The organism is Streptomyces sp. NPDC016851 (assembly GCF_055562795.1).
The window spans coordinates 311,532-329,976 of record NZ_JBVHEP010000006.1 but is presented as its reverse complement, the minus strand read 5'-3'; the positions used below and the strand labels follow the sequence as shown (position 1 = coordinate 329,976).

Genomic DNA, 18,445 nt, shown 5'->3' with positions numbered 1-18,445 from the left:
GGAGGACCAGGAGGACCAGCATCCCGAGTACGAAGATCATTGCGATGAGTGTCTGTACCTGGTTCGTGTCCATGGACACCACTGTCGCGCCGATGACTCCTTACCGTGAGTGGCAGTACTGCCGGAGACCCTCGAATTACTGCCACTGACGAGGCACACTGGAGACATGCTCCAGAACGTGGCGGTCGTCCTCCTCGACGGCGTGAACCCCTTCGAACTCGGTGTGGTGTGCGAGGTGTTCGGCACCGACCGCAGCGACGACGGCCTGCCGGTGTACGACTTCGCCGTGGCCTCGGCCGAGGGCCCGGCCCTGCGCATGAACTCCGGCGTCTCACTCCAGGTGGAGCACGGCTTGGAGCGGCTGGAGACGGCCGATCTGATCGCCGTGCCGGCCGGGCACAGCTACGCGTCCCGTGAGTTCCCGCCGGAGCTCCTGGACGCCCTGCGGCGTGGGGTCGCCCGCGGCGCCCGGGTGCTCAGCGTCTGCTCCGGCGCCTTCGTGCTCGCCGCTGCCGGGCTGCTGGACGACCGCCGCTGTGCCGTGCACTGGAAGCACGCGCAGGACCTCGCCCGGAAGTACCCCCGGGCGGTCGTGGAGCCGGACGTGCTCTACGTCGACGAGGACCCGGTGATCACCTCCGCCGGCACGGCCGCCGGCATCGACGCCTGCCTGCACCTGGTGCGCAAGGAGCAGGGCTCCGAGGTCGCCAACAAGATCGCCCGGCGGATGGTGGTGCCGCCGCACCGCGACGGCGGCCAGGCCCAGTACATCGAGCGCCCGCTGCCGCACTCCGAGGCCGACACGATCGGCGAGCTGCTGACGTGGATGGAGCGGCACCTCGACGAGGAGGTCACCGTCGAGCAGCTGGCCGCCCGCGCCCACATGTCCCCGCGCACCTTCGCCCGTCGCTTCCAGCAGGAGACCGGGACGACTCCCTACCGCTGGATCCTGCGCCAGCGCGTGCTGCTGGCCCAGCGGCTGCTGGAGGCGACGGACGAGACGATGGACGCGATCGCCGGTCGAACGGGGTTCGGCAACGCGGCCGCGCTGCGCCACCACTTCGTCCGGGCGGTCGGGACGACGCCGAACGCCTACCGGCGCACGTTCAGGGGCCCGGAGGCGGCCTGAGGCCGGCGGCTCTCACCTTGCCACCGGCCGCACCCGCAGGTCGTGCGGCCGCAGCGTGATGCCGACGCGCGTGCCGTCGTTCGAGCCGGCGACCTGCTCGAAGCGGTACTTGGTGGCCAGCGCCGCCGTGATCAGCGTCAGCTGGGCCATCGAGAAGTGGTCGCTCGGGCACTTGCGGTTGCCCGTGCTGAACGGGCTCATGGCGTGCTTCGGGATGTCCTTCACCCGGTCCGGAAGCCAGCGGTCGGGGTCGAACTCCAGGTGCCGCGCGTACGACTTCGGATCGCGCTGGATCGCGTACGGGCTGTAGACGATGTCCGCTCCGGCCGGAATCCGGTATCCGCCGAGTTCCGTGTCCCGCACCGCCCGCCGCGTCAGAATCCACACGGCCGGGCTCAAACGCATGGACTCGACGACGACATTGTTGGTGTGCCTGAGTCCTCGGACGTCTGCGAATGCCACCGGCCTCCCACCGGTGACGGCTTCTACTTCGTCGCGCACCCGGTCCGCGTGTTCAGGGTGTTCCGCGAGCATATGCAGCAGCCACATGATCGTGGAGGCGACGGTTTCGCTGCCGGGGGTGAGGATCGCGACGACCTGGTCGTGGATCTCCTGTTCCCCGATGGGGTCGCCATTCTCGTCCGTCGCCTCCAGCAATGCCGTCAGCAAATCGTCCGGCTTTTGACCGGATGCGCGGCGCTCGTCGACGATCTCGTCCACCAGGAGATGCAAATCGGCCAGGGCCCGGTTGAATTCGCGGTTGGCCGGGAGCGGCAGCTTGTAGAGCGGTCCGAGCGGCACCACCATCCGCCGGTACATCCCGCGGAAGACGGTGGCCAGCGCGACGCACAGCCGCTCCGCCCGCTCGTCCATGTAGTCGCCGCGCAGCAGGCAGCGGGCCGCGATGCGCACGGCCACCCGGAAGGACTCGGAGGTGCAGTCGATGGTCTCGCCCGGCTTCCAGCGCTCGGTGAGCGCGTGGGCCTCCTCCTCCATGATCGGCCCGTAGGCGGGGATGGCGTCGAGCCGGAAGGCGGGCTGGATGGTGCGCCGCTGGCGGCGGTGGCGCGGGCCGTTCGCCGTGGCCACGCCCTCCTTGCCGAGCAGTCCCTCCAGGGACTCCCACAGCGGGCCGGCGATGATGAAGTCGTTGCTCAGCGCGAGCGCGCCGGTGAGCGCCGGGGTGGTGACGGCGTACACCGTCTTCGGCCCGAGCTTCAGCCGGACCACGTCACCGTGGTCGCGCAGCCGGGACATGAACGCCAGCGGGTCGCGCACCAGCTTCCAGCCGTGCCCCAGGACGGGGACACCACCGCCCGCCCGGGGCGGTTCACGCAGCTCCGGAACCAGAGGGGCTTCAGGCTTCACAGACTCGACGGTCATTTCTCACCTGCCGCTTCGTTGTTGACGTACGGGGGCGTGGACCGGTCGTCCCAGCTGTCGACCATGTACCGGCCGGACTCGTGGTGGAACCAGTAGACGGAACTGAACCAGTTCCGCATATTGCTCAGACAGGCCCGCACGGCGGCGCTGAGTTCCTTTCCCCGCACGGTGCCGTCGGCGAGGGAATCGGCGAACCGTAATGCTTCCTGTTCGACGTCGAGGAATTCCGTGATGGAGTTCTCGACACGGCTCCTGACTTCCGTGACCGCCTGTTCCAGCGTCAGCCCCTCATGGGTGATGAGACTGATTCCCAGATTGTGCACCTCGTCGCCCGCTATTTCCTTCGGAAGCGAGCAGAGGTCGTTGTACCAGGCGGCGAACTCCTGACTCAGCAGCGCGGCCCGACGATATGCCGGGTGTTTCCGCACGGCGTCGGGGAGTTCGCATCCCGCGGTCGGCTCCAGCAGGTCCGTCCAGATCCAGTGGGCGAAGGTGAGCCGGCGCAGCCGGAGATACTCCTCGACCGTGGGGACGATGCCGTGGGTGCGATTGTGGAACTCCCGGTCGTACGCGTCGATCACCGCGTGGAAGTGCCGGGCGAACCGGAGGTTCCACGTCGTCGGCAGGAAGGCGTACAGCCGCAGCACGCTGTCCGCGAACCCGGCGACCAGTGGGTCCTCGTGGTGCAGGTGCTCCCCGGGTGAGTCGAGGGCCGAGTGCAGCCGGTCGCGCAGCCGCCGCCAGGCGGTCGGGCGGCCGTGCACGATGTCGCGGTCGTGACGGTCGTCCCAGACGAAGAACCAGGCGCTGTAGTCCGCGATCGCCTGCATCACCTCGTCGGAGGCGCCGATGTAGTACCCGGCCATGAGGTCCGTGTAGCACAGACCGTCGGCATATTCCTCCACCTTGTCCGCGGGCATGAGCCGCTTTTCGAGCAGCCACGCCCGGGTCTTCTCCTGGCACTTCGGCCAATACGGGTGGAGTTGCCGGGGAAACGCCGCCTCGATCACCGGAAGGGAGAGCGACGGTGGAACTGCGATGGTGGTCGGTGTCGATGTGGTGCCGTGTGACAAAGCATGCACGAACTAACCCCTCTCAGCCGCCAGTTGGCGCGGGCGCCCCTCCTTCCGTGCCGGGCGTGCGCCGTTGCATACCCCGCTCCTCCCATTCAGCACTACAACTGACCGTTCTGGGAACGCATTTGCTTCATTCACTACCCCACAGTGCCGGGAACCTCCCGTTGTGTGACTGGTGCCGGATCACCAGGAGAGCAGAAGCGATCGAACGTGCGACGGACAGGCGAACGACACGGACGAACGGCGTCTGTTCAGGGCGGGAAGCCCGAACAGACGCCGTTCGCCTGGTGATCGTGGGGTCTCAGTCGTTCGCGACGACCGGGTACCGGGGCTCGTTCTCGGCCATCTGGCGCAGCGCGTCCTTGCGCTCGCGCTTCGAGAGGCGGTCGATGTACAGGTAGCCGTACAGGTGGTCGGTCTCGTGCTGCAAACACCGAGCGAAGTATCCGGTGCCGCGCACCCGGATCGGGTTGCCCTGCTCGTCCTGCCCGGTCACCTCGGCGTAGTCCGGCCGGGCGAGCGGCGCGTACGCGGTCGGCACCGACAGGCAGCCCTCGTTGCTGTCGTCCAGCCGGCGCTTCTCGGCGGGCAGTTCGACCAGCCTGGGGTTGCAGACGACGCCGGTGTGCCGGACGCCCTCGTCGTCCGGGCAGTCGTAGACGAAGACCTTCAGGTCGACGCCGATCTGGTTGGCGGCCAGGCCCACGCCCTCGGCGGTGCGCTGCGAGGCGAACATGTCCGCCACCAGCTGCTGGAGCTCGTCGCCGAAGTCGGTGACGTCCTTGCACTCCTTGTGCAGCACCGGGTTCCCGACCACCGTGATCGGCCGTGAGGTCCCCCGCTCCCGCCAGGCCGCCTCGCGCTCCTCGCAGTCCTCCGTGTCGACCACATACCCCTCGTCGTCGACGGGGAGCACGCCCGCGCGCTGCTGATCGGTGTCCTGCTGAGCCATGACGTTACGTACGCCTTCCTGAACAAATCCAAGCTGGGATGCTCATACAGGGTACGGGGGAAGCAGGCCTTTGGGGGCGCGGGGAACTGCGCGACCAGCCCCAACGGCGCCGCACCTAGCAAACCTCTTCGAGATCCCGCCAGTCCCGGGAATCCGGACTGTCAGCAACCCACCCGTCCAGCAACCCCCGAACCAGCGAAGCCGGCGCAGCCAACCCGCACTCCCGCTCGGGAACCCACAGCTGCCCGTCCGTCCGGTGCCCCAGCGGCCCGGGATGTCCCGGCTCACTGTGATCATGCGGATCGAGATGCTCCCCGTCACCCTCGTCCGACGGCATCCGTGACTCGGAACACATCCGGCACAGCAACCGCACCGAGGAAGACCAGTCCTCCGCGGCGAACCCGGCGTCGCCGGCGAGCTGCTCCAGCGCGTCCCGGTCCGCCTCGGTCGCGGCCTCCAGCAGCACCACCCAGGTCGGCACCGGCGACGGCGCCCACAGCTCGATCTCGTCGAACACCGGGTACGTGTGCCCGGCCGCCGTGGTCCGCTCCCCGTGCGGCACACCGTCGTGCAGGACGACCTCACCCCAGCGCCGCCCCGAAGACGGCAGCGGAATGGACAGCACCTCGATCCGCGCGGGATCCAGCCGCCGCCCCCACACGACCTCGGCCTCCCCCTCCGGGGACAGCCGTACGGCCGCGCTGCCGAGGTCCATGCCGACGGGCTCGCCGGAGTCGTTGGGCGGTCCCGGCACCCGCAGCCCGTAGGCCTGCCAGGCGCGCCGGGCCAGTGGCCAGTCCTGCAGGGCGGTCGCGGCGATGCCGACGTTCCACCAGTCGGGCGCGCCGGTGTCCCGGTCGAGCAGCGCCACGGCCCTCAGGCCCGCCGCCCGCGCCTGCTCCCAGTCGTGCCGGAACTTGTGCAGCAGGGCGAGGTTGAACCAGGACTCGGACAGCCAGGGCTCCAGATCGGCGGCACGTGTCAACAACGCGCCGGCGTCCTCGTACCGGCCGTCGCCGATGAGAGTGAACGCCCGGTCTGTGGCCTGCCGCCAGGAGGCGGAGGGCCGGTTCCGTCCCTTGCCGAAGATCCTCACGATTCCCGCCTGCCAGTTCCGTGCGGTGGGCTGGCCGTAGCTGTGTTTCGAGCCCCCGGACACCTTCTTCTTCGCATCCAACCACGTACGGCCTCCGGGGCGCTCATTACCCATGGGTTACCCAGTCACCGGCAAGGTCAGACTGCTTCTTGCCAGTACCCGGGCCAGCGATTCCACCACCTCCGGGGCGTACTCCCCGGCGGTGGCGAGCCGGAGTTCCTCCAGCGCCCTCAGCGGTCCGCCCAGGCCACCTTCCCGGGACTTCTCCTCGTACGCGTTCACGGCCCGGACGATCCGCGCGGCGAGCGGCTGCTCCGCCGCGGGGTCGGCCTGCCGCTCCACGACCACTGCGACCGCCTCGTCGACACCCGTCTGCCGTACGACGGCTCCGCCGAGCAGCGCGATCCGCCGCTGTTCCGCGGCGGGCAGGCCCGCGGTGGCGCCCGCCGGCACCGGGTCGACGAGGCTCAGCTGGCCGATGTCGTGCATGAGCGCGGCGTACTCCAGCACGGCCAGCTCGGGCTCGGTGAGGCCCAGGTCACGCCCCACCGCCTGGCTGAGCGCGGCGACGCGGCGGGCGTGCCCGCAAGGGGTGTACCCGGCGACCTCGGTGGCCCGGGCGAGGGAGGCGATGGTCTGCCGGTAGGTCGCCCGGACGGCGGCGTAGCGGCGGAACGACATCTGCGCGAGCAGCAGCGGCACGGAGAAGACGGGCAGCGCCCACAGCCCCACGACGGCGACCGCCAGGGCCATCACCGCGCCGGTCGCGATGACGGCGGAGCCGATGCCGAGCACGGCCCGCAGCTCGTCCCGCAGCACCGGCCCGAAGGGCCAGCCGGTGCGGGAGTGGGCCAGCGCGGCGGCGAGCACCGCGTCGCACAGCGCGGTCAGGGACAGCAGCGCGAGCAGCAGCAGCGCGTAGGCGTGGCCGCCCCAGTCGTCGAACATGCCCCGGTTGTACGGGGGCTGGAAGCAGACGGCGACGAACCCGACGGTGAGCACCCGGCGCGCCAGGTGGTCGAGCGTGGGCCCCTGCCCGCGCGCCACGTGCGGCACGCTGCCGAGCAGCGAGCCGGCCAGCACGACGGCGACGACCTGGGCCGGGCCGTGGTGCGTGGCCCGCCCGCCGGCCTCGCCGAGCAGCGCGTACGACAGGGCCGCGGCGGCTCCGAGCGGCGCCGGCTCCCTGACCTGCGCCCCGTTGCGCCGGGCGAGCTCCCCGACGGTGACGAGGACGCCGAAGGCGAGGGCGACCCGGCGTTCCTCCAGCCCGTCGTGGAGGGTGACGGCGAGGGAGCCGACGGCGAGGAGGGCGGCGCAGGCGTGGACGAGGGTGAACAGCGGCGGCGGGCGGTACGCGCTCACCGGTGGGCTCCCGGCCGACTGGACAGGGGGGCGCCGGGCGGCGGAACCCGGGGCGGGCGGACGTCGTCGGCGGTCACGGCGGGGCGCCATCCCGACCGGCCGACGGCCTCCACGAGGGCCGCGACCATCACCGGGTCGAAGTGGCTGCCGGAGCACCGCTTCAGCTCCGCCAGGGCGACCGGGACGGGCCGGGCCCTGCTGTAGCTGCGGGTGGAGGTCATGGCGTCGAATGCGTCCGCGACGGCCACGACCCGGGCGGATTCCGGGATCTGACCGCCCACCAGGCCGTAGGGGTACCCGGTGCCGTCCAGCCGTTCGTGGTGGTGCAGCACGGCGGCGCGGGCCTCTCCGAGGAAGCCGATGCCGCGCACCATCTCGTGCCCGTACTCGGGGTGCAGCTCGATCACCCGCCGCTCCTCGGGCGTCAGCGGCCCGTCCTTCCTGAGCAGCCGGGTGGGGACGCCCAGCTTGCCGACGTCGTGCAGGATCCCGGCGAACCGGAGCACCTCCACGCGCTCGTCGTCCATGCCCAGCTCGCGCGCGATCATCATGGAGGCCTGTCCGACGCGCTCGCTGTGCCCGCGCGTGTACCCGTCCTTGATGTCGACGGCCTGAACCAGCGCCCGGATGGTCGCCTGGTGGGCGGCCCGTTCCCGGTGGTACTGCGCGAAGGCCCACCAGGAGACGCACATCGGCAGCAACACGAGCAGCGCGGCCACCGGACCGTAGGGGCTGCGCCACAGCACGGCCATCATCAGCCCGGCCAGCCCGTGCACGGCGATGGGCGCGAGGGAGCGCGGCACCAGTCCCCGCCAGGCCCGCCGCACCGGCACCCGCTCGGCCATGGCCAGGATCCCGCCGTCCAGCAGCGCGAGCACCAGGCAGAACGCCAGCACGGCCGCCCCGGCCGGCCCGAGCGCGTAGGGCATGTCGCCCGCGACGACCGCGTCCCGCCCGCCGAGCGCCCAGTGCACCCGGGCCGCGGCCCACACGCCGAGGACGAGCTGGGCGGCCCGCCAGACGCGCCGCAGCGCCACGGGCCGCTGTTCGACGTGCGAGAGCAGCGCACCGGGCACGGCCACCAGGGCGGCGGCGGGCGCGGGCAGCAGGAAGGCACCGGCGAGCAGCACGGGATAGAAGGTCCCGGCCGGATGGGAGATCCCGACGAACCGGGACCGGGCGACGCGCTCGCAGCCCGCGTACAGCGCGGCGAGCAGCAGCACGGCCCACCAGGGCGTACGGACGCCCGGCAGCGGCAGCAGACAGACGAGGGCGGCGAGGACGACACAGGCGACGTACGCACGTGCCCGCACCGGTACCGCTTCCATGAGCCCTCCCCCGGCCATGTCCATCAGGCCCGGAGCCTAGGACGGCGGTGGGGGGCTCCGCGGGCCGATAACCCGCGGATTAGCACGTTCGAGTGATGCGTTCGAGGATGACTACCCCCTCGGAGAAGGGGTAGTTGAAACGCGTGGGAGTCTCAGGACTCCTGCGGCGTGGCCGGCGAGGCCGTGACGTCCTGCTCGGGGACGGCCTGGCCGGAGCGGATCAGCTCGATCCGCCCCATGACCTTGTCGCGCAGATCGCCCGGCACGTCGTCATGCCCGCAGCAGCGCTTGACCAGCTTCTTCACGGCCTGCTCGAGCCCGTACTTCTCGAGACAGGGCGAGCACTCCTCGAAGTGGTGCTCGAACTTCACGCAGTCCGAGTCCGGCATCTCACGGTCGAGGAACTCGTAGAGATGATCGAGGATTTCGCTGCAATCCGTCTCGTGCGGCTCTCCGCAGCTCATGACCCCGAGCCTTTCGCTTCGTTCGACTCTCCGGCGCCGGCCGGGACCATCCCGCGGTCACGGGCGTAGTCCTCCAGCATGCCGCGCAGCTGACGGCGGCCCCGGTGCAGCCGGGACATCACCGTACCGATGGGTGTCCCCATGATGTCGGCGATCTCCTTGTAGGCAAAGCCCTCGACATCCGCCAGATAGACGGCGATGCGGAACTCCTCGGGGATCGCCTGGAGTGCTTCCTTCACGTCCGAGTCGGGCAGGTGGTCGAGCGCCTGCGACTCCGCGGAGCGCAGTCCCGTCGACATGTGCGACTCGGCGCGGGCGAGCTGCCAGTCCTCGATCTCCTCGGCCGCCGAGCGCTGCGGTTCCCGCTGCTTCTTGCGGTACGAGTTGATGAAGGTGTTCGTGAGGATCCGGTACAGCCACGCCTTGAGATTGGTGCCCTCGCGGAACTGGTGGAAGGACGCGTACGCCTTCGCGTACGTCTCCTGCACCAGGTCCTCGGCGTCGGCCGGGTTGCGCGTCATGCGCAGCGCGGCCGAGTACATCTGGTCGAGGAACTCGAGCGCGTCCCGCTCGAAGCGCGCGTTGCGCTCCGTGGCCGTCTCCGCACCCGTGCCACCCTGGCCCTCGGGCTGCTCCGCCTGGCCGTGTTCGGTCCCTGCGTCGGTCCCTGTGACCGGACCCACCTCCTCCAGTGTTCTCGTGAGACCGAGACCGGTCTCACCCGAATCGGAGGATAGACGACGATCCGGTCCGCCCGCCGCCCGAATAGGGGCGGTCTTGGCCGCGTGCAGCACCGTCCAGTCCAGGTCGGCACGGTTGCTGCGACTCGGGCAGTAGATCGAACCCATGCGGCGGACTCCCTCTCCTACGGCGTCGGTGCTGGTCTCCAGCACGTACGTCCCGCACAACAGTGCTCGCCGCCCCGGCATTCCCTGAGCTTTACCCGAGTGACCCGGTCCACTCCACGACCGCGTCCGTGATGAGCGCCACTGCCTCCTCCTGCGTGATCTCCGCCCGCTTGGGGACGGCGAAGCCGTGATCGCCGTACGGCACCTCGACGAGCTCGTACGGCCCCTCGGGGAACTCCCCGGGCCTGCCGAAGGGGTCGTTCCCGCCCTGGATGACCAGGGTGGGCACCCCGGAACCCAGCAGCTCGGCGGCGCGGGACTTCTCGGGCTTGCCGGGCGGGTGGAGGGGGAAGCTCAGGGCGAGGACCGCGTGGGCGCCGAGTTCCGTGGCGGTGCGGCAGGCGACCCGGGCCCCGGCGCTGCGGCCGCCGGAGACGACCGGCGGGCCGGGCTCGGCCAGCGCGGGCCAGATGCCCCGCCAGCCGAGGTCCAGGGTCCTGGGCGCGGGCGCGACCTTCTTCCCGGCCACGCGCCAGGGCTGCTCCACCCGGGCCACGGTGACGCCGTGGGCGGGCAGGACGGCGGCCAGGGCCTTCAGGTCACGGGCATCGATGCCGCCGCCCGCGCCGTGGCTGACGGCGAGCACGAGCCGGGCCTTCTTCGCCGGGTGCCAGGTGATGCGAGCGGGGCCGGCTTCGGTCTCGACGGTCTCGACTGTCTCGCTGGTCGCGTCGGACCCTTTCGTCACATCGGTCACGTCAGAAGAGTGTGCCCTCTTCCGGCCCTTCCAGCTCCTTCAGCAGCTCCGGCCCGTTGTTGCGGACGTTGCTGACGGCCGTGGTGACGGGGTAGGCGCGCATCAGCCCGGCGGGCGGCGGGGCGAGCAGCTCGCGCAGCTCGTCGGGGTCCGTGCGGGACGGATCGAGCCAGGCGTCCCAGCGGTCGGGCGTCAGCATCAGCGGCATCCGGGGGTGGATCTCGGCCAGGGCCCGGGGACCGTCCGCCGGGGATACCGCCAGGGGGCTCGCCTCGGCCTCGGTGGTGATGACGGAACACGTCACCCACCAGGCCTGCGGGTGGTCGTCGGGCAGCGTCTTGTCCCGCCAGAACTCGTACAGGCCGGCCATCGCGAAGACCGACCCGTCCGCCGGGGTCACGAAGTAGGGCTGCTTGCGGGGCCGCTTCTTCTTGCCCTCGACCTCCAGGTCGCGCTCCTGCTTGCCGGTGACCCACTCGTAGTAACCGTCGGCGGGCAGGATGCAACGCCGGGAGGTGAAGGCGCGGCGGTAGGACGGCTTCTCGTGGACGGTCTCCGCGCGGGCGTTGATCATCCGGGCGCCGCCCTCGGGGGTCTTCGACCAGGAGGGGACGAGCCCCCACTTCAGCGTGCGCAGCTGCCGGACCGGGCGCGGCTCGTCCGCGTCCTTCAGCGGGCGGTCGAGGACGGCGTAGACCTCTTTGGTGGGCGCCACGTTGTAGTCGGGCTCCAGGGTCTCCTCGGGCTCCCACTTCTCGATCTCGAAGATCCCTGCGAGATCCTCCGGCCTACGACTCGACGCGTACCGTCCGCACATCTGTAACCGCCCCTCCTGCCTGCGGCACCGACGCTACCTTCAGCGGCGCGTCGACGAAACCGACTCCCGCTCTTCTCTCCGGAAGGGCGGTCGTCGCCGGCGCCGTGCCCCGCGGGTGAAGCTCACAGGTCGAGGACCAGGCGGCTGGTGCTGGAGCAGCCGACACAGATCCAGCCCATGGCTGTCCTGCGGAACGATGGTGACGTTCCGCCCGCCGAGGGCCGTGAGTTCGTTCCCGTAGGCCATGGACGTCAGCAGGGACAGGGTGCGCTGCGCCACCACCGCCGTGTCGGTGAACCGGCCGTCCGGGAGGGCGGGGGCGCCCTGTTCCGTCGCGCCGCCTTGACGATCGTCTCTGCCTGCTTCTTCGAATCCGGCAGCCCCATCGTGATATTTGCCGGGTTCCTTGTGCTACTCGGTGGCAGCCTTCAGGAGAATGTCCTCGTAGATCTTGGAGTCGTCGGACTCGATCACGGGGAACCCGATGCCGTAAGCACCTTCCCAGCGCACTTCGATCCCCGGGTTCGGGTAGTCGGCGCCATCGGACAGGAACAGGTGCGGGCTGCAGTTGACCCGGTCCGTACGGGAGACGGCGGCCTGCTCCATGAGGACGCTGCGGGCACGGCCGTCGTCCAGGGCGGCGGCCAGCGCGGTCACGTCGACGCTGCCGGTCTCGGCGGCGACGTCCAGGATGACCTTGCGGTGGCTGACACACCGCGACTGCGCCCAGAACGCCTTGCGGAGGCCGAGGTCGAGCTGCTCCGAGGCCGACAGGGACTGTTCCTTGGCCGCCTGGATCGCCTCCAGCGCGGGCAGCATGGTGGACGGATACAGCCAGTCCTTGTCCTGCCAGAGCTGCCAGCCGGCCTCGGGTTCCATGCTCGCCATCCGGCCCACTTCGCTGTCGGTCCCCGGGCGCGGGCTGGGGGCGTCGTTGAGGAGCTCCAGCGGGAAGGCACGCAGGTCGAAGCTGACCTGGTGCTCGAGGCCGAGGCGCTTGCGGGTCGCGTGCAGGCGGTGGATCGCGATGTGCGCGAAGGAACACCAGATGTCGGAGAAGACGATGATGACGCCGGGAGGCGGGGTCAGGGACGCGTCGGTCATGAGTTGCTCCAGTGTGTGGTCAGCGGGGGCGAGGCGGGGCCGTGCCGGTGCAGGTCGCAAGGCCGTGCCGAGAGGGACGGGGACACCTCAGGCGCTCGATGCTTCGTGCGCGTCCAGGACGGCTTCCGTTCGCTGGAACCTCTGGGCGAGCGGCCGCGCGTGGGGCTGCAGGCCGAGGTCGGGTATGGGCAACTCGGAGGGCAGGACATGCAGCTCGGGTCCTGCGGTGTAGGTCTCCAGCATCAGGAGCAGCCTCCTGTCTCGGTCACACGAGCTGGATGGCCAGCGAGCCGGCGAGCAGCAGGCCGAGTCCCGACAGGCGGGGGGCGGTCATCAGCCGGGCGGGGAGCCGGAACAGGCCGCGGTGGTCGATCAGGGCGGAGGTCAGCTGCTGTCCGGTCACGGTCAGCGCGACCGTCACCGCGGCGCCGATCTCGGGAATGAGCAGGAAGGTGCCGGTGACGTAACCGGCGGCGCAGGCTCCTCCGAGCCAGCCCCACCACGGCATCGTCTTCAGCGGCGCCAGCTGCGGCTCGGGCGTCTTCCCCGTGATGCGCAGCACCAGCAGGACGACGGCGATGGTGAGCGTGGCCACCGCGAAGCTGAACGCCGCGACGGTGATGGGGGCGTCGAGCCCGTTGCGCAGCTCGGCGTTGACGGCGCCCTGCACGGGCAGCACGCCGCCGGCGACGATGCCGAGCGCGATCCACCCGGTCCGGCCGGCGCCGGACATCTTCGGGGCACCGGGGGGAGCGCTCGCCTTCTGTCCCCTGATGATCACGACGATGCCGACGAGCACGGCGAGGGCGCCCAGGGCGATTCCGGGGCTCAGGCTGCGCTTCTCCAGACCGAACAGTCCGCCCAGGTCCAGGACCAGGGAGGCGAACATCTGCCCGGTGACGAACAGTCCTACGGCTGCCAGCGCTCCCAGGCGAGGGAAGAGCAGGATGCCGCTGGTGATGTACAGGGGGCTGGCCAGGCCGCCGAGCAGGTGCCACCACTCGACGTCGGGGAGTTTCCCGAGCGCGCCGAGCGTGCCCGTCACCGCCGCCAGCACCACCAGCAGGCCGGTGGCCACGGCCAGTTGGATCGTGGAGGCGCCGTAGGGCGTACCCACGGCCTTGTTCAGTTGCAGGTTCACCGACGCCTGGACGGCCAGTAGGCACCCGATCAGGAGGGCTGCGGCGAGCAGCGCGGCGTTCATGGTCTCTCCCGCTCTTCAAGTGGACGCTTGTCTCATTTAACATAGCGCCAGGGCAGCCAAATGGACAAGCTGTCCACTTAAGGGATCGAAGTAAGGTGAACTCCATGAGCAACGGCGACGAGATCCCGGCACCGCCCGTCGTCCCCCTCGGTGACCTCCAGGCCACCGCGCCCCCCAGGCAGCGCGCCGACGCGGTGCGCAACCGTGCCCGCATCCTCTCCGCCGCCGAACGGCTCTTCAGCGAGCACGACCCGCGCACCGTCACCATGGATCAGATCGCCAAAGCCGCAGGTGTCGGCCGCGCGACCCTCTACCGGAGCTTCCCCGACCCGTCCGCCGTCGCCACGGCACTCCTCGACGAGCACGAACGCCGTCTGCAGGGGCAGATGATCTACGGCCCCCCGCCGCTGGGGCCGGGGGGACCCCCCGCCGAACGCCTTGTGGCCTTCTACTTCGCCGTCCTGGACCTGCTCCAGCGGCACCTGCCGCTCGCCCTCGGCGCGGAAACCGGCCCGGCGCGCTACACCACCGGCGCCTACGCCTTCTGGCGCCTCCATGTGCGCACCCTGCTGGAAGCCGGCGGGGTCAAGGACCCGGACGCGCTCGCCGACATCGCGCTGGGGCCGCTGGCGCCGGAGCTGTACCACCACCAGCGGCACACCCTGGGCATCCCGCACGAGCGCATCGCCCAGGCCCTGTCCCTGCTGGCCCGGCGCCTCCTAGGGGCCGCCTGACCGAACCCGCCCGCTCCGCGACGCCTGGCACCCACTCCCCCGCACGCCGGCGGCGGGGATGCGCCGGAGGCGCCTAGACCGAGGGTGAGCCGATCCCCGAGCGCGGCCGCCCACCGCCCTAGCCCACGGGTTCCAGAGCGGGAAGCAAGAGGTGCCGGATCCGCTCCTGGACGCCCTGCGGTGTCAGCTCCCGTGCGAGCCGCTCGGCGGCCCGCACCACCTCATCGTTCTCCAGGAGGTCGATGAGCGTGCGGTGACGGCCATCAGCTTGCCCACGGTGCTCGGACTGCCGCTCGTCGCCGGCTCGATGGCTCTGCGGGTCACCGACCGGGCCCGCCGCATGACCTCCTCGGCTCCGCTCAGACCTTCCGCCAGGCCGGGGCCCAGGCGCCGTCCTCGACCACGTAGTCCCCGAACAGCGCGGGGGCCTCCTTGGCCAGGAGGTCGGCCACCTTGCCGAACAGCAGACGGATCTCCTCCTCGGCGCCGGATGCCGTACGACTCTCGATGACGTGGCGCAGGGTGCGCACGTTGGCCGTCCACACCAGCCCCGTGGCCACACCCTCGGGAGCGAAGCGGCGCATGAAGGAGGTCTTGGCCTTCTTCTCGCCGAAGGACACACCCTGATCGTCCAGGCGGAAGCGCTCGGCCATCCAGTGCTGGAACGCTTCCATCTGTTCCAGCAGCGCCGTGGCCCGTTCCATCAGCTCGGCGTCCTCCTGCGCCCAGTCGGGGAACCAGAACGGCAGATCGTCGAGGCGCACGAAGCGCAGCGACTCCTGGGAGACGGCGGTGCCGGCCCGGTGCCTGACGAGCTCGTGGGTGACGACCCGGCTCACCCCGTGCAGCACGAAGGTGAAGTTCACGTGCTCCAGCACGGAACCGTGCGCGGAGGCCAGGATGTTGCGCAGATAGGCGTCCTGGTCGGTGCGCACGCGCCGCACGTTGGGATTGAGGCCGGGCTCCCAGGACCGGTAGCAGATACGCCCGGCGAACTCCGCCAGGTTCTGCGCGTCGTCCAACTCACCACGGTCCAGGCGCTCGAGCCAGCTCTCTCCTCCCACCTCGGCAAGGTAGGCGGCCACTTCTTCGTAGTCGATCTGCGGGCGGGCGATGATCCGAACCTCGGGCTCCACACGGCGCAACGCGATTCTCCGTACTGGTCGGTCTGGTGCTGACGTGTCGTGGACGCTTGTCTCGGCGCCTCACGGCGGGGGCGTCGACCCGGGCCGCCGGCCCCGGCCTTCGAGGTGGTCGAGGACGGTGTCCAGGAGTTCCTCGAAGGCGAGCGCGGTGTCGTCGGGCAGCCTCTCGCGCAGCCTGGCGTGCTCGGCTGCGGCCGAGTCCAGGACCGACCGCGTGAGGGCCTCGCCTTCCTCGGTGAGCTGCACCCAGGTGCTGCGGCCGTCGTGGATGTTCGCCTCCCGGTTGACGTACCCCGCCTGGGCCAGCCGGAGGACGACGTTGCTGGTGCCACCGGAGGAGAGCCCGCAGGCCGAGGAGAGGCTGGTCGGCCTGAGCCGGTGGTCCGGAGCGCCGGACAGGGCCAGCAGCACGTCCGCGTCGGCGTTCGTCAGGCCCGCGCCGGACGCGGCGGTCCGCGTGGCGGCGTTCACCACCTGCGCCAGACGAGCCGCCTTCTGGGCGATCCGTGCCAGCGAGACCGTGTGTCCGGCCGAGGCGAGGTTCTTCATCTCTCTCCTTCCGCGCCGCGAGGCAGCGCAGTCGCGCCTGTGAACCGTGCCGCCAGGATGCAGGAGGCGGTTCGGTTGAGCACTCAACGCCTAGCGGCTACTCTCTCACAAGAAAGCTTTAAAGAAAGCTATCTGCTGTGGTCGCCCAGGAGGCGTCGAGCAGGGTGCCGGTACTGGTGTTCGCCGCGGCGATGACGCCTGGATGGGGCTGGTGGGGCACGCCCACGCCGGCGTACGGCGAGAAGGGCAGCACGCGCCGCCCAAACCAGGTCTTCATGATCGTCCAGCACGCGGCACACACCGCGGCGCTCGTCCTCGCCGTCCAGGGCGAGCGTGTGGCTTGACCCGAACACCGCATGCTCAGGCACCGAGGGGGGATCTCCATTGAAATCGATCACCAAGCCACGGAGTCGCGGGAGTGCACTCGGTGAGTACTTGCAGGTCCATACGACGGGCATCCTGTCCAGGTACTGGGAGATGCTCTACCGCTCCCAGAACCCCCTGGCGGACGACGACGCGTGGGAGATGTGCGCCGCACAGGCGCGCAGCATCATCTCGGAGTGCGTCCGGGCGCTGTCCGGGGACGAGGGCGCGGTGCGCACCGAGACCGCGGACCCGCGGGATGTCGGCGCACTCCGCGTCCGGCAGGCGATCCACCCCATCCATTCCCTGCGAGCGGGCCGGATCCTTGTCGGCCTGGTGCTGCGCACCCTGACGCAGGCCGTCTCCGACGAGGAGGCGGACGCCGTCTGGGTCATCAGATGCATGACGGCTCTGGAGGACGCGGTCTGGGAGCGGATCGAGGTCAGCTCCGCCGGCTACGACAGCTATCTCCTGAGGGAAGTGCGCACGGTCGACTCCGCGTCCCGGCGCGCGCTGGCCCGCGAGATACACGACCGGCTCGACGATCACCTCAGCGCCGCACTGCGGCAGGTGGAGGTGTGCGCCGCCATGGCCAGGGAGGGGTCGTACGGTCTGCAGGCGGAGTTGTCACTGGTGCAGAAGGCCCTCAGCGAGACCCTCGACTCCGTGCGCCACATGGCCACCGGGCTGCGGCAGCCGGCCACGGCCTCGCTCGAGAGCGCCATCAACGCGCTGGTCCAGGCCATGGAGCTCACTCACGCCACGGTCCGCGTACAGATCACCGGCGATGAGACATGGGCCTCGTCCACGGCGCTGGACGAGACCCTTCTGGTCGTCCGCGAGTGCCTGCGCAATTCGCTGCTGCACGCCAAGGCGCGCACCCTCGTCATCTCGATCGACATCGCTCCGCTGGAGATCGGGGGACACGTCGAGGACGACGGGATGGGCTTCGACGTGGAGCACGTCCTGGCCGACGGGGATGCGAACGGCCTGGCCTCCGTCACGGAGCGGGTCAAGCGCCTCGGCGGGCGCCTGCTGGTCAACAGCACCCCCGGTGGCGGCACGCGGACCAGCTTCCGCCTGCCCAACAGGATCGCCTCGGCGGCCCCCGGCGAACGGGGTCTCACCCGCGTGATGCTGGCGGACGACCACACCCTCCTCCGGGCGGCGATCGGCAAGATCCTCAGTTCCGCCGACGGGATCTCCGTGGTCGCGGAGACCGGTTCGGGACGGCACATCGTCGACCTGGCGGAACGTCACCGGCCGCAGGTGCTCCTGCTGGACGTCGACATGCCGGACTGCCACGCTCCCTCCGTCATCGCCCGGCTGCGCGGGCGCATGCCCGAACTGCGGGTTCTCATCCTGAGCATGAACGACGACCCGCACCTGATTCAGGAGCTGCTCGGCCTCGGCGCACACGGCTATCTGCACAAGGGAGTGCGCAACCAGTCACTGGTGTCGGCGATCCAGGACGCGGTCGCTCACCCCACCCTCGTGACCGTGGCGGTTCCCAGTCAGGGCCTCAGCCTGTTCCCGCCCACCGAACCCCCGGCGTCCGGGAGCCTGTCGCCGCGGGAGATCGAGCTGCTCACCCGCGTGGCATCCGGCCTGACCAACCGCCAGATCGCGCATCGGCTCGGCATCACCGAGGGAACCGTGAAACGCCACTTGCGCAACATCTTCAAGAAACTCGATGTCACCTCCCGGATCGAGGCGGTCAACCGGGCCACGGAGAGGGGGCTGTTGCGGCCCCCCTCTCCGGGCGGGCTCCGCGCCGCGCGTTCACGGCAGCCGGATCACCTGGGCCGCGTAGCTGAGGCCTGATCCGAAGCCCAGCAGCAGGGCAGGCCCACCACCCTCCGCTCCCTCCGCTCGCAGCCGTTCGAGGGCCAGCGGAATGGAGGCCGCGCTGGTATTGCCCATGTCCACCACGTCGCGGGCGACCGCGACATGGGCGGGCAGTTCCAGCGCGGACGCGACCGTGTCGATGATCCGCAGGTTCGCGGAAGGCGGCGGCGCCCGTGCCCGGTGCACAGCAACCGCATCGCCCGGACGGCAGCTGATCGTGGAGCTCCAGGTCCGCCCCCAGGCCCGCGAGCCGGGGGCGGTGGCTCCCCGCGCCACGCGACGC

The 18,445-nt window shown here is 70.6% G+C and carries 19 protein-coding genes and 1 pseudogene; 4 read left to right on the top strand and 16 right to left on the bottom strand.

What is annotated here, in order from left to right:
- Nucleotides 1-166 precede the first annotated feature (166 nt).
- Nucleotides 167-1,129, top strand: a complete 963-nt coding sequence (locus tag ACZ3I3_RS13105) for a GlxA family transcriptional regulator (RefSeq protein WP_467364531.1) — start codon at nucleotides 167-169, stop codon at nucleotides 1,127-1,129.
- 12 nt (nucleotides 1,130-1,141) lie between these two features.
- Here the strand turns inward: ACZ3I3_RS13105 and ACZ3I3_RS13100 are convergent, their stop codons facing one another.
- The 13 genes from ACZ3I3_RS13100 to ACZ3I3_RS13040 form a co-directional block, all read right to left on the bottom strand.
- Nucleotides 1,142-2,512: a bifunctional albaflavenone monooxygenase/terpene synthase gene (locus ACZ3I3_RS13100; protein WP_467364530.1), complete on the bottom strand. Its 1,371-nt coding sequence runs from the start codon at nucleotides 2,510-2,512 to the stop codon at nucleotides 1,142-1,144.
- On the bottom strand, nucleotides 2,509-3,594 hold the full coding sequence (cyc1, locus tag ACZ3I3_RS13095) for an epi-isozizaene synthase (RefSeq protein WP_467364529.1): 1,086 nt from the start codon (nucleotides 3,592-3,594) through the stop codon (nucleotides 2,509-2,511). The genes ACZ3I3_RS13100 and cyc1 overlap by 4 nt, the downstream gene beginning before the upstream one ends.
- Before the next feature lie 295 nt (nucleotides 3,595-3,889).
- Nucleotides 3,890-4,540 (bottom strand): peptide deformylase, encoded by a 651-nt coding sequence (gene def / locus ACZ3I3_RS13090; protein WP_467364528.1) that lies wholly within the window; start codon nucleotides 4,538-4,540, stop codon nucleotides 3,890-3,892.
- 115 nt (nucleotides 4,541-4,655) lie between these two features.
- On the bottom strand, nucleotides 4,656-5,636 hold the full coding sequence (locus ACZ3I3_RS13085; protein WP_467364559.1) for a tetratricopeptide repeat protein: 981 nt from the start codon (nucleotides 5,634-5,636) through the stop codon (nucleotides 4,656-4,658).
- Nucleotides 5,637-5,753: 117 nt separating this feature from the next.
- On the bottom strand, nucleotides 5,754-7,091 hold the full coding sequence (locus ACZ3I3_RS13080; RefSeq protein WP_467364527.1) for an HD-GYP domain-containing protein: 1,338 nt from the start codon (nucleotides 7,089-7,091) through the stop codon (nucleotides 5,754-5,756).
- On the bottom strand, nucleotides 6,998-8,329 hold the full coding sequence (locus ACZ3I3_RS13075; RefSeq protein ID WP_467364526.1) for an HD-GYP domain-containing protein: 1,332 nt from the start codon (nucleotides 8,327-8,329) through the stop codon (nucleotides 6,998-7,000). The genes ACZ3I3_RS13080 and ACZ3I3_RS13075 overlap by 94 nt, the downstream gene beginning before the upstream one ends.
- A 152-nt stretch (nucleotides 8,330-8,481) precedes the next feature.
- Nucleotides 8,482-8,793 carry a mycothiol system anti-sigma-R factor gene (gene rsrA / locus ACZ3I3_RS13070; protein WP_033314427.1) on the bottom strand — a complete coding sequence of 104 codons (312 nt, stop codon included), beginning with the start codon at nucleotides 8,791-8,793 and terminating at the stop codon, nucleotides 8,482-8,484.
- Nucleotides 8,790-9,476 (bottom strand): RNA polymerase sigma factor SigR, encoded by a 687-nt coding sequence (gene sigR / locus ACZ3I3_RS13065; protein ID WP_356926659.1) that lies wholly within the window; start codon nucleotides 9,474-9,476, stop codon nucleotides 8,790-8,792. Before sigR ends, rsrA begins: the two co-directional genes overlap by 4 nt.
- 256 nt (nucleotides 9,477-9,732) lie before the next feature.
- A complete protein-coding gene (locus ACZ3I3_RS13060; RefSeq protein WP_467364558.1) occupies nucleotides 9,733-10,389 on the bottom strand; it encodes an alpha/beta hydrolase family protein in 657 nt (218 codons plus the stop codon).
- 10 nt (nucleotides 10,390-10,399) lie between these two features.
- On the bottom strand, nucleotides 10,400-11,215 hold the full coding sequence (locus ACZ3I3_RS13055; RefSeq protein ID WP_467364525.1) for an SOS response-associated peptidase: 816 nt from the start codon (nucleotides 11,213-11,215) through the stop codon (nucleotides 10,400-10,402).
- Between the two features lie 411 nt (nucleotides 11,216-11,626).
- Nucleotides 11,627-12,319, bottom strand: a complete 693-nt coding sequence (locus tag ACZ3I3_RS13050) for a DsbA family oxidoreductase (protein WP_467364524.1) — start codon at nucleotides 12,317-12,319, stop codon at nucleotides 11,627-11,629.
- Nucleotides 12,320-12,406: 87 nt separating this feature from the next.
- Nucleotides 12,407-12,562: a hypothetical protein gene (locus ACZ3I3_RS13045; RefSeq protein ID WP_467364523.1), complete on the bottom strand. Its 156-nt coding sequence runs from the start codon at nucleotides 12,560-12,562 to the stop codon at nucleotides 12,407-12,409.
- Nucleotides 12,563-12,584: 22 nt separating this feature from the next.
- Nucleotides 12,585-13,523, bottom strand: coding sequence for a DMT family transporter (locus tag ACZ3I3_RS13040; RefSeq protein WP_467364522.1), 939 nt, complete (start codon nucleotides 13,521-13,523; stop codon nucleotides 12,585-12,587).
- A gap of 104 nt (nucleotides 13,524-13,627) precedes the next feature.
- Between ACZ3I3_RS13040 and ACZ3I3_RS13035 the strand changes: the two genes are divergently transcribed.
- On the top strand, nucleotides 13,628-14,257 hold the full coding sequence (locus tag ACZ3I3_RS13035) for a TetR/AcrR family transcriptional regulator (protein ID WP_467364521.1): 630 nt from the start codon (nucleotides 13,628-13,630) through the stop codon (nucleotides 14,255-14,257).
- A 359-nt stretch (nucleotides 14,258-14,616) separates the two neighbouring features.
- Here the strand turns inward: ACZ3I3_RS13035 and thyX are convergent, their stop codons facing one another.
- Nucleotides 14,617-15,393 carry an FAD-dependent thymidylate synthase gene (gene thyX, locus ACZ3I3_RS13030; protein WP_467364557.1) on the bottom strand — a complete coding sequence of 259 codons (777 nt, stop codon included), beginning with the start codon at nucleotides 15,391-15,393 and terminating at the stop codon, nucleotides 14,617-14,619.
- 69 nt (nucleotides 15,394-15,462) lie between these two features.
- Nucleotides 15,463-15,951: a MarR family winged helix-turn-helix transcriptional regulator gene (locus ACZ3I3_RS13025; protein ID WP_467364520.1), complete on the bottom strand. Its 489-nt coding sequence runs from the start codon at nucleotides 15,949-15,951 to the stop codon at nucleotides 15,463-15,465.
- A gap of 137 nt (nucleotides 15,952-16,088) precedes the next feature.
- Here ACZ3I3_RS13025 and ACZ3I3_RS13020 point away from each other — a divergent pair, with 137 nt between their 5' ends.
- The gene (locus tag ACZ3I3_RS13020) at nucleotides 16,089-16,295 is read left to right on the top strand and encodes a hypothetical protein (RefSeq protein WP_467364519.1); all 207 of its coding nucleotides are present in this window, start codon (nucleotides 16,089-16,091) and stop codon (nucleotides 16,293-16,295) included.
- A gap of 91 nt (nucleotides 16,296-16,386) precedes the next feature.
- Complete coding sequence (locus ACZ3I3_RS13015; RefSeq protein WP_467364518.1) at nucleotides 16,387-18,138, top strand: response regulator; 1,752 nt, start codon at nucleotides 16,387-16,389, stop codon at nucleotides 18,136-18,138.
- Here the strand turns inward: ACZ3I3_RS13015 and ACZ3I3_RS13010 are convergent.
- Nucleotides 18,097-18,327: pseudogene (locus ACZ3I3_RS13010) on the bottom strand (3-oxoacyl-[acyl-carrier-protein] synthase III C-terminal domain-containing protein); the annotation flags it as partial. The gene ACZ3I3_RS13015 and the pseudogene ACZ3I3_RS13010 overlap by 42 nt on opposite strands.
- Between the last annotated feature and the right edge of the window lie 118 nt (nucleotides 18,328-18,445).